The organism is Mesorhizobium sp. SEMIA396, from assembly GCF_024518615.1.
Taxonomy (GTDB): domain Bacteria; phylum Pseudomonadota; class Alphaproteobacteria; order Rhizobiales; family Rhizobiaceae; genus Mesorhizobium.
In genome coordinates this window covers 1-9,795 of sequence record NZ_JANIFC010000028.1, presented here as the reverse complement: position 1 = coordinate 9,795, position 9,795 = coordinate 1, and the positions used below count along the sequence as shown (strand labels likewise).

The following is a 9,795-nucleotide window of genomic DNA, read 5'->3' as shown; positions in this document are numbered from 1 at the left end:
TAGCGAGGATTTGACCGCCTCAGCCGGTTTCGGAGACGCGGCTCTGGCCGGAGCCCGCACATGACAGGCCACGACGCGCCCGTCTGCCATTGGAACCAAAGGGGGGACTTCGTTGCGGCAGCGCTCGACGGCGAGCGGGCAGCGCGGGTGGAACGCGCACCCGGTGGGCGGATTGATCGGGCTCGGCACCTCGCCCTCAACGGGTGCTTCTAGTCGAACTCGCGTGGGATCCGGGACCGGAGCGGCCGCAATCAGCGCCTCGGTGTAGGGGTGGATCGGCTTGGCGAAGAGCGCCTCGCAGGGCGCAAGCTCCACGATCCTCCCCAAATACATGACCGCAACGCGATGGCCGATATGCTCCACGACACCAAGGTCATGCGAGATGAAGACGAAAGCGATACCCATCTGCTTCTGGAGGTCCAGAAGCAGATTCAAGATCTGCGCCTGCACCGAGACGTCAAGAGCTGACACCGCTTCGTCGGCGATGATGAGCGAGGGATTGAGCGCTAGTGCCCGCGCAATGCCGAGCCGCTGACGCTGGCCGCCCGACAACTCGGAGGGGAGCCTGTTCATCATCTCGGGGGACATTCCGACCTTTTGGAGAAGATCCGCAGCAAGCTTGTTGCGCTGCTTCCGGCTGAGGCGCTCGAAATTCTCGAGGGGCTCGGTGATGATCTGTCCGGCGCTGAGGCGGGGGTTCAACGACGAGTAAGGATCCTGAAAGACCATCTGCATCCGACGGCGAAACGCGTGGAGCGCTTGCTTTTTGAGGCCAGCAATGTCGTTCCCGTCGATTAGAACGCGTCCGCCCGTAGGTTCCACGAGCCGCATTAAGAGCCGCGCCACAGTGGACTTGCCGCAGCCGGATTCGCCGACGATGCAGAGTGTCTCGCCCGCCTCGACCGAGAAGGATACATCCTCGACCGCCCGCACCACGGGAATGCTCTTCCTAAAGAATCCCGCGCCGAGCGGATAGTGCTTAGTCAGGTTCTCGACTGTCAGCAAAGGACCACTCATGCTCCCATCACCTCTTCGGCGCGCCAGCAAGCGGCGGCGTGGCCTGGCCTGACATCACTCAGAATGGGTGTTTTCTCGCGGCAAATGTCGATCGCAAACGAGCAGCGTGGCGCAAAGCTGCAGCCCACAATGGGGTCGCGAAGGCTTGGCACAATCCCGGGAATTTCCGGAAGGCGACTTTGTCGGCCGCGCCGCCGGTCAGGCACCGATCGCATGAGGCCCTGGGTGTACGGGTGCGCCGGACGCGAGAACAAATCTATCACGTTCGCTTGTTCCACGATCCGCCCAGCATACATTACGATCACCCGCTGGCACGTCTCGGCGACAACGCCCAGATCATGCGTGATGAACATCACTGCCGTTCCTGTGCGCTCTTTCAGGTCGACGATGAGTCGCAGAATCTGTGCCTGGATTGTGACGTCGAGGGCCGTAGTCGGCTCGTCGGCAATCAACAGGTCCGGTGAGCAGGCAAGAGCCATGGCGATCATGGCGCGCTGGCGCATGCCTCCCGACATCTCATGCGGATAGTTGTTGACGCGACGCTCGGGGTCCGCGATGCGGACGAGACGGAGCATCTCTTCGGCCTTTGCCATGCCCACCGAGCGGGAGGCTTTCGTGTGGATCTGCACCGCCTCTGCGATCTGGCGGCCGACCGTATAAACCGGGTTCAGACTGGTCATCGGTTCTTGGAAAATCATGGCGATTTGGTCGCCGCGAATTTTTCGCATCTCACGATCGGACAGGTCGAGGAGGTCGCGTCCGTGGAAGCGGACTTCACCGCCGACAGTCTTCGCGCTCAGCTTCGGCAGCAGGCGAAGAATGGAGAGGGCAGTGACGCTCTTCCCGCATCCCGATTCGCCGACGACCCCAAGCGTTTCGCCTTTCATTACCTGGAAGCTGATGCCGCCCAGGGCGCGGGTGACACTGTCTTCGCCGAAAAAATGCGTTTCGAGGTTTCGGACATCGAGAAGCAAGTCATTCCCTGCGGCTTGATGCATCTGCATGTCAGCGCCTCCGCTTGGCGCGGGGATCGAACATGTCGCGCAGGCCATCCCCCAAAAGGTTGACCGCAAGGACCGTGACGGCGAGGCAGATACCGGGGGCGAAGATTGTCATAGGAGCGATGGCAAGAAACAGGCGAGAATTCGAGATCATGTTGCCCCAACTAGCGATCTCGGGCGGCACGCCGACGCCGAGAAAGCTCAGTCCGGCCTCTGTCAGAATCGCATCTGCGCAGACTATGGCGCTCTGGACCATAAGCGGCGGAATGGTACTCGGCACGATATGCCTCCACAGCACCTTTGGCAGGCGTGCGCCTCCACAGACGGCGGCCTCAACGTAAGGGCGATCGCGAACACTCAGAACCACCGAACGAACGAGCCGGGTGACGCTTGGCATCTGTGGAATCGTGATCGCGACGATGAGAATGCCGATGCCGGGACCCGTCAGAGAGATAAGGGCAATGGCCAGCAGCATAGTCGGGATCGACATTAGGCCATCCATGACCCGCATGACGACATTGTCGAAACCGCGACTGTAACCGGCGATAATACCGATAATAAGCCCGCCCACAGCTGCGGCTGCCGCCGACATCAATCCCACCAGTAGAGAAACTCGGGCACCGAATACGGTGCGTGCGAACACGTCCCGGCCCAGATGATCACTTCCGAACCACATCTTCGCGGAAGGTGGCTGAAGGCGATTGAATGGATCCATGTTCATCGGATCGCCGCCGTACAGCGGGGCAGCGAGTGCTAGGAGGATCAACAACGCCAATAGTCCGCCGCCTATCATCACCGGCGGATGACGCCTTGCTATGCGAGGCAGGTCAGATACTCGAAAGCGGCCGGTAGGAATGTATTCAACTGGCGGGGAGAGCAGTGTCATATCAGTACCGGATCCGGGGATCGATCAGCGTGTAGGCCAGATCGACTGCGAGATTAATAAGGACGTAGAGACCTGACGTCAGGATGAGCACGCTCTGGATGATGGGATAGTCGCGGTTGTTGATCGCATCCACCACCAGGCGGCCGATACCGGGTATGTTGAACACCGTTTCGGTAAGGACCACTCCGCCGATCAGATAGGCAAAGCTTATGCCGATGACGGTCAAGATCGGGACGCCGGCATTCTTCAAGGCATGGTGGAAAAGCATGGCATAGGACGAAGCGCCCTTGGCAGCGGCGGTTCGCATATAGTCCTCCGAGAGGACCTCGAGCATGCTCGCCCGCGTAACCCGGGCGATGAATGCAATGTAGCCAAGACTAAGGGCCACGGTGGGAAGGACCAGGTGCGCGAACCAAGGTCCAAGGCCACCATCGATCGGCGCATATCCCTGGACCGGCAGCCAGTGTGCCCTGATAGCGAAGAAGTATATGAGGAAATAGCCGATGACAAAGACCGGGACGGAATAGCCAAGTGCCGAAAAGGCGGTGAGGGCGCGATCGATGAAACCGCCAGTTCGCCAAGCGGCAAGGATGCCGAAAGAAACCCCGACCGTCACCGAAAACATCATCGTCAGGAGCGACAGGGAAAAAGTCGGCTCAAGCCGCTGCGAAATGAGCTCAAGAACAGGGCGTCCGGCAAAAATCGAGGTGCCGAAATCGCCGTCAAGCATATCCCGCGCCCATCGTATGAACTGGACCGGCATTGGGTCATTCAACCCCAACTTTTCCCGGATGCCGGCGATCATCTCCGCCGTGGCCGACTTGCCGGCAATCATGTCCGCTGGGTCACCCGGCGCCAGCCTGAGAAGCAGGAAGATGAAAATTCCGACCATCACCATGACGGCCATGGCCGAAACTATCCTGCGCAACATATACGTCGCCATCAGCCTGAGGCTTTCTGCATATTCCACCAGGCAACGTATGGCATCTCCACGAGTCCGGTAAGCGATTTGCGGTGAGCACTCGGGGATACAATTTGACCTAATCTGACGTCACCGACAAATTCCCACCAAATTCGTTGCATTTTGCGAGCCAATGCCTGTCGCTCTTCAAGAGTTTCGACATCCGGCCACTTGAGCCGAAGCGCCTCAAATTCGTCGTTCTTAGGCCAGCCGAACCAGGCGGCCTTTTCCCCGCTCGCGCCAAGGAAGACCGCGGTCATTGGATCGCCTTGGGCGTAATCGAAATCATCGGTGATAAAAATGCTCCAGCCACCGCTCTCAACAGGACCCTTGTTGCCCCGGCGCGCCACAATCCCACCCCAGTCACTTGGCGCAAGCTCAGCGTTGACACCAATCTTGCGTAGTTCGGCTGCGAGAAGCTGTGAGGCATTGCTGGCAGCGGCCCAAGACGTGGGGTCGAGAATAACAACCTTCTCACCAGCATATCCCGCCTCCTGGAAGAGCTGCTTGGCCCTTTTCGGGTCGCCGCCCTTCTTGAACCATCCTGTGTTCTCGTCATTGGAATAAGGTGTACTGTTTCCGAATATCGAAGTGACGGGTCGACTATACTTTGGATCAGGGGCAGTAACGCGCAGAAACGCCTCCTGATCAACCAAGTGAAGTATTGCCTGACGCGCTTTCACGTTATCGAATGGCTTCTGAAGGTGATTCATGCGCACGCACATGTCGTTGCCAGTTTTATTCAGGACCTGAAGTTCAAGATTGGGGTCGTTTTCGATCGCAGCATAGAAATCCGCAGGTGCATCGCGAAGGAAATCAAGCTCCCCTGCTTGCAAAGCAGCCAGATTAGTCTGCGCATCGCCGCCGTTTTCCCAAATGACACGATCGACCTTAACGACTTTACCGCCTGCAAACCCGTCAGAAGCCTCGCTGCGCGGCACGTATTTCTCATTGCGATCATAGGTGAAATTCGCACCCGGCCTGGCAAGAGCATGGTTAAACTTGAATGGACCCGATCCGATGTTCGCGGTCACCTGCTCGGTCGCAGGTCGCTCTGCATCCTTTTCGCGCATAATAAACAGGACCGGCGCTGACAGCGTAGCCAGCAGATCGATCAGTACCCCTAGAGGTTCGGTGAGCGTAATTACAAAAGTTTTGTCGTCCTTTTTCGAGATATCCTTGGCACGAGACATGATCAACTGTCCGCCCGGAGCCACTTGGGCCCAGCGGCGGATCGAGGCCACACAATCGGCTGCGGTGACCGCAGTGCCATCGTGCCAACTCAAACCATCCCGGAGTTCGAAACTATAAGTCTTCTTATCGTCGGAAACGCCCCACTTCCCGACCATTTGCGGTTGTGGCATAAGCTTGCTGTCGGGGGCGAATAGCGTATCATAAACGCCCAAGCTGTGGAAAACGGTGGGGTCGGTTGTCGTGAACACCGGATCAAAGATTTGGAGCTCAACCATTACCATCCGAACCGTCCGAGCGTCCGTTGGCAATGTTTGCCCACGCAAGATCGAGGGGAATGACAAAGCCGTTCCAGCCGCCATACTTAGCTTCATGAGGTCGCGTCGAGAGATTGTCATATTCTAGTTCCCCTTTTTCTTAACGGCGGCTCAAGGCACGCCTAATGGTTAAGTTACTATGGAGCGACTTGCGGCGACTTCGTGATTTTCAACTTATACATTGATTAGCAGACTCGCCATCTGAGCAGGTCGATCTGGAGAGATCCGCCATTCGTAATCCATGAGCCATTATCTGGCTCTCCTTGCTATGAACCACTGCGGGTGTACAGCGATCTCCCTGTTCAACGCGATTGCTGACCAAACTAAGCCAAATCTGATCATCAAACCTCGTGGCGTTGTGCAGCCGGTAGTTGATAGCCGACTCAGATGGGATGGCGATGGTTTGGGCAACATCATGCTACGGGCCGCTGAGTGCTTCATAGCTCAGACACCACTTAGTTCCCTTAGTATTTCCTGGCCGTTAAACCGCCATGGTTTCGATTATTCTTTATCGTGGAGGGCTTGTCGTCAAATTCAGTTTGTGTATCGTGGCCATCTAGCGCCGAGATGGTGGATGAAAGTGCCTGCGTTCGTAGAGCGCTCTCGGCTTGGTCAGGACAACCCATACAATGCGCGCGCCATCTTGGCGGCGGGTGCGACAACGGCCTTGTTCGGGTGCATCTGGCTCTGCAAGCCGTCGAGCCAGCGTCCAAGGCGATCCCGGGCTCGATCCAGGTCGAAAGCAGGAGCGCGCGCCATGAGCGAGGACCTTGCGGACGTAGCGGTTCCCGCGCTTGGTGATGCCACAGAGCTTCTGCTCGCCTCCGGTCGAGTGTTCACGGGGGACAAGGCTCAACCATGCGCGCCCACGCTCATCTCGAAATCAGATTAGCTCAATTCACAAACTGAATTTGACATGGAGCCCCTTGAAGCGATGAATCGATGAGAGTGTCTGGGCGCCTGAAAATCCGGCCAGAGGCTCGTTCGGCTTTAACGCCATTCCGAACGGGTGGAGAACCTCGGACGAAGGCAACAGTTACCAGAATGGCTTGAACCATGAAGATTGACGAAAAATCTGTTGCCGGCAAAGAGCTGATCGTCGAGGAACAGACCCAGCTCTTGGTAGTTGGCGCGGGTCCTGCTGGTCTCGCAGCCGCTATCGACGCGGCTCGCCGAGGACTCTCGGTCGTGCTCATTGACGAAAACCCGGTTCCCTTCATAACCATGGGCAACGAGGTGCCGCTTCACTACGGACAGGGCATGTCTCCTGTAGCGCGCAACCGCAATGCTATGCTTGAGAGCTTCGTCGCTTCCGAGCCACTTATCCAGACAGCGTTCGAAGCTGGGGTTGACGTCCGGCTCGGCACCGCCTGTTGGGGTCTTTATGCGAACGGTCCCGGTGTCCACTGGCTCCCCGGCACGATCGCCGGTCTGGCCGACGAGACACGTGGCTGGCTGATAGGCGCAGAATACGTAATTGTCGCAGCCGGCCGACGCGATATCGGGCTCGGCTTCCCTGGGTGGGAGAAGCCGGGCGTAATGGGTGCCACGGCGGCGGTTTCGCTGGCAACGCGGTTCAGGGCCCTAAACCCTCGGAGAGTGTTGATCCTCGGCACGTCGGCTGAGGCGCTGGCGGCTGCCGCAGCACTCGAGAAGGCCGGCGTGGAAATAGCGGGGATCGTGGAACAGGCGGCCGAGGCTGTCGGTCCCGTACACATGGTAGACGAATTACGCGCTGGCGGCTGCGAATTCCTGACCCGTCATGTTGTGCGTGAGGTACTGGGGCGGGACTCAGTTGAAGAAGTGCTCATTTCCGCCTTGGATGAAGCCGGTCGGGCTGTTGGCAAAGAACGCCGAATCGCTTGCGACGGCGTTGTGCTGGCGGTCGGAGCCACGCCGGTTATTGATCTTCTCGCAGCGCTCGGGTGCAGGGTCGCCTTTCAGCCAGAGCGGGGCGGCTATGCGCCGGCGGTGGATGCAGGTCAGCGTACCAGTGTGCGCAATATTTTCGTGATCGGCGACAGCGCCGGCATCTGGCCTACAAAATCGTGCGATCCCAGCATCGCGGAACGCGAAGCCTTACTGGCAGTCGCCACCATCCTTGATGATCTGGGCCTTGCCGGAGACCATGCGCACGATGGAGCGCCGCGACCCGACCGGCCGGCCTACGATCTGGCAGCCTACCGTCTGGCCTGGGTACATGCCAGCGTCATCGCTGCGCGTGACGAATTCCACGTCTGTCAATGCGAGGAGATTACCGCCCGCGAGATCCTCGAGCTACGCCCCCCGCGTTATCTTGGCTGGCAAACCGAGCGCCGCAACGATCGCTCACTCTCAACCCTCCTTGGCGACGCGCCCCCAAACCCGGACCAGGTCAAGCGGCTCACTCGCGCAGGCATGGGACCGTGCCAAGGTCGGCGCTGCCGCGAGCAGATAGCTGCTTTGCTGGCCATGCAGTCCGGCGCGTCGCTAGCGGCAATTCCCCTTGCGGGCTACCGCGCGCCAGTACGACCGCTGCCGCTAGAAATTGCCAGCCAAATCCCGGAATCGCCAGATCAGGCCCGTCATTGGGCACTCTGGTTTGGAATACCATCGCAATGGAAAGCCCAATGGGAGGTTCCCGAGTTTTATACAGTTGCCACCGATCATGTTACCACCGCGGCTGCGCTTGATGAGCGAGGCGGCCATGACTGAGAACATGGGTGCATCCGTTGTGATCATTGGCGGCGGCGTCACAGGGCTGAGTGCTGGCTGGTGGCTAGCACAAACCGGCGTCGATGTTCTGGTTATAGAAAAGGGCATCGTTGGCTGGGAGGCTTCCGGCCGTAACGGAGGGGGCTGCGGACACGTTTTTTCGCCTCTTTACCCGGAGATGCTGCGGCTGTGGCCAATCATGGATGAACTGCTCGGTTATCCTACGGAGTTCTCTGCAAACCGCATCCACGTCGCCGTGACCGAGGAGCAATTGGCGGCCGCAACTCGCAGCGCCGCTGCGATGGAGCGCCATGGACACCGGTGCGAATTGCTCGACCGGACGCGGCTCCGAGAACTCGTTCCACTCGTCGGCGACAACGTTGCCGGTGCTCATTTCTATCACTTCGGGGGGCACGCCAACCCACACCGCACAGTCCAAGGCTACGCGTGGGCCATGCAGGACCACGGCGGCCAGCTCGTGCAGCACTGCGGGGTCACCGGGTTCCGCACCGAAGGCGAGCGGGTGGTAGGCGTAGACACGGAGCGCGGCCTATTTGGCTGCGATCAACTGGTCATTGCAGCCGGGCCATACACCGGGCGCTTCTCGGCGATGCTGGGGCAGGAGGTTCCTTTGGCAAGCGCGCGTGCCGAGATGATCGTTACCGAGCCGCTTCCCCTGATGGCTTATGGTGGCGTTGATGGTAACGATCTCCACGGCAGGCAGACGCTGCGCGGTAATCTGGCCTTTGGAGGCGGTCCACACGAATGGCTGGAACTAGCCGAGGGAGGCGTAATATCCAACCCCTCAACCCCCCTGATGGGTCATATAGGCCGCCGCTTGGTTGAAATGATGCCGAAGGCCGCGCATGCCCGCATTATTCGTTCTTGGGCCGGTGTGATCGAGAACACCCCCGACGGGCGCCCCGTGATCGACCGGCTCTCGACATTCTCCAACGTGGTTGTTGCCACGATGTCCAGCGTCGGCTTCGGCTTGTCGCCGTCAAGCGGGCGAGCAATCCGCGACGTAGTTGTCGACGGCGTCTGCAGCTTCGCAGACATTTCATCGTTTAGCTTGAAGCGTTTCGCCAGGCTCGAACCCAACTGGCGCCAACTGCAGGGCTGGGTTGCGATCCAATTCGGGGACGCTGCTTAGAAACATCGCGCTCAGCAGAAGCGCATCGCTGCGCGTTGCCGAAAGAAGCAGGCGGCATTGGTCATCAGTGATGCGCTTCGATTACTTGCACCCGATGTGCCCCCCTGAAATGTTCTCGCTTGAGGTTGGGTTGTCCCGTCGGCCGTGAACAATGAGAGGGATCAGGCTTCGAGCTCTTCGGCTGACTTTGTAAGGCTGCGATGAGAAGCCACAAAAATCCCTTCAGCCACCTGAGCAGGAGAGAGAAGTTATATCCGGCGGCGGCCAGGATGGCGTTGAGGGCGTCGCCCTGCTGGCCGGCGAGGTAGTTGCGGCCCATGCGGTGTTCGTTCTTGATGTGGCCCCGATGACGGGCTCGACCGCCGACCGCCGTCGCATCTGGCGCTTGATGGCTGGGGTGACGCGGCGTTTCTGGCCCGCGGTGAAGACCCTGAGCTTGTGGCTCTGGGGTGCGTTGTGGCCGCGATAGCCGGCGTCGGCGAGGATGCGGCCGATCTCGTTGCCGATGGTCTTTTCCATGTCGGGGATGACGCTTGCCAGCGTGTGGCCGTCATAGGGATTGCCGGGCAGTGCTT

General features: G+C 59.3%; 7 protein-coding genes and 2 pseudogenes. 2 read left to right on the top strand and 7 right to left on the bottom strand.

Annotated elements, in window-relative coordinates; translation table 11 throughout:
• From NP503_RS33075 to NP503_RS33050, 6 genes and pseudogenes are all read right to left on the bottom strand, one after another.
• Window positions 1–1,017 (bottom strand): ABC transporter ATP-binding protein (locus NP503_RS33075; protein ID WP_127301721.1); only part of this gene is annotated, 1,017 nt, incomplete at its 3' end.
• A complete protein-coding gene (locus tag NP503_RS33070; RefSeq protein ID WP_127270363.1) occupies window positions 1,014–2,021 on the bottom strand; it encodes an ABC transporter ATP-binding protein in 1,008 nt (335 codons plus the stop codon). The genes NP503_RS33070 and NP503_RS33075, both read right to left, overlap by 4 nt.
• A 1-nt stretch (window position 2,022) precedes the next feature.
• Window positions 2,023–2,904, bottom strand: a complete 882-nt coding sequence (locus NP503_RS33065; protein WP_127268399.1) for an ABC transporter permease — start codon at window positions 2,902–2,904, stop codon at window positions 2,023–2,025.
• A gap of 1 nt (window position 2,905) precedes the next feature.
• Entirely contained in the window at window positions 2,906–3,847 is a 942-nt protein-coding gene (locus tag NP503_RS33060) for an ABC transporter permease (RefSeq protein ID WP_127268398.1), read from the bottom strand.
• On the bottom strand, window positions 3,847–5,454 hold the full coding sequence (locus NP503_RS33055; protein WP_127268397.1) for an ABC transporter substrate-binding protein: 1,608 nt from the start codon (window positions 5,452–5,454) through the stop codon (window positions 3,847–3,849). The genes NP503_RS33060 and NP503_RS33055 overlap by 1 nt, the downstream gene beginning before the upstream one ends.
• A gap of 660 nt (window positions 5,455–6,114) precedes the next feature.
• A pseudogene (locus NP503_RS33050) lies at window positions 6,115–6,235 on the bottom strand (transposase); the annotation flags it as partial.
• Between the two features lie 194 nt (window positions 6,236–6,429).
• On the opposite strand from NP503_RS33050, the gene NP503_RS33045 reads away from it, so the two are divergent.
• Window positions 6,430–8,067: an NAD(P)/FAD-dependent oxidoreductase gene (locus NP503_RS33045; RefSeq protein WP_127268396.1), complete on the top strand. Its 1,638-nt coding sequence runs from the start codon at window positions 6,430–6,432 to the stop codon at window positions 8,065–8,067.
• Window positions 8,060–9,220 carry an FAD-binding oxidoreductase gene (locus NP503_RS33040; protein ID WP_206520392.1) on the top strand — a complete coding sequence of 387 codons (1,161 nt, stop codon included), beginning with the start codon at window positions 8,060–8,062 and terminating at the stop codon, window positions 9,218–9,220. Before NP503_RS33045 ends, NP503_RS33040 begins: the two co-directional genes overlap by 8 nt.
• Before the next feature lie 196 nt (window positions 9,221–9,416).
• Here NP503_RS33040 and NP503_RS33035 read toward each other — a convergent pair.
• A pseudogene (locus tag NP503_RS33035) lies at window positions 9,417–9,795 on the bottom strand (transposase); the annotation flags it as partial.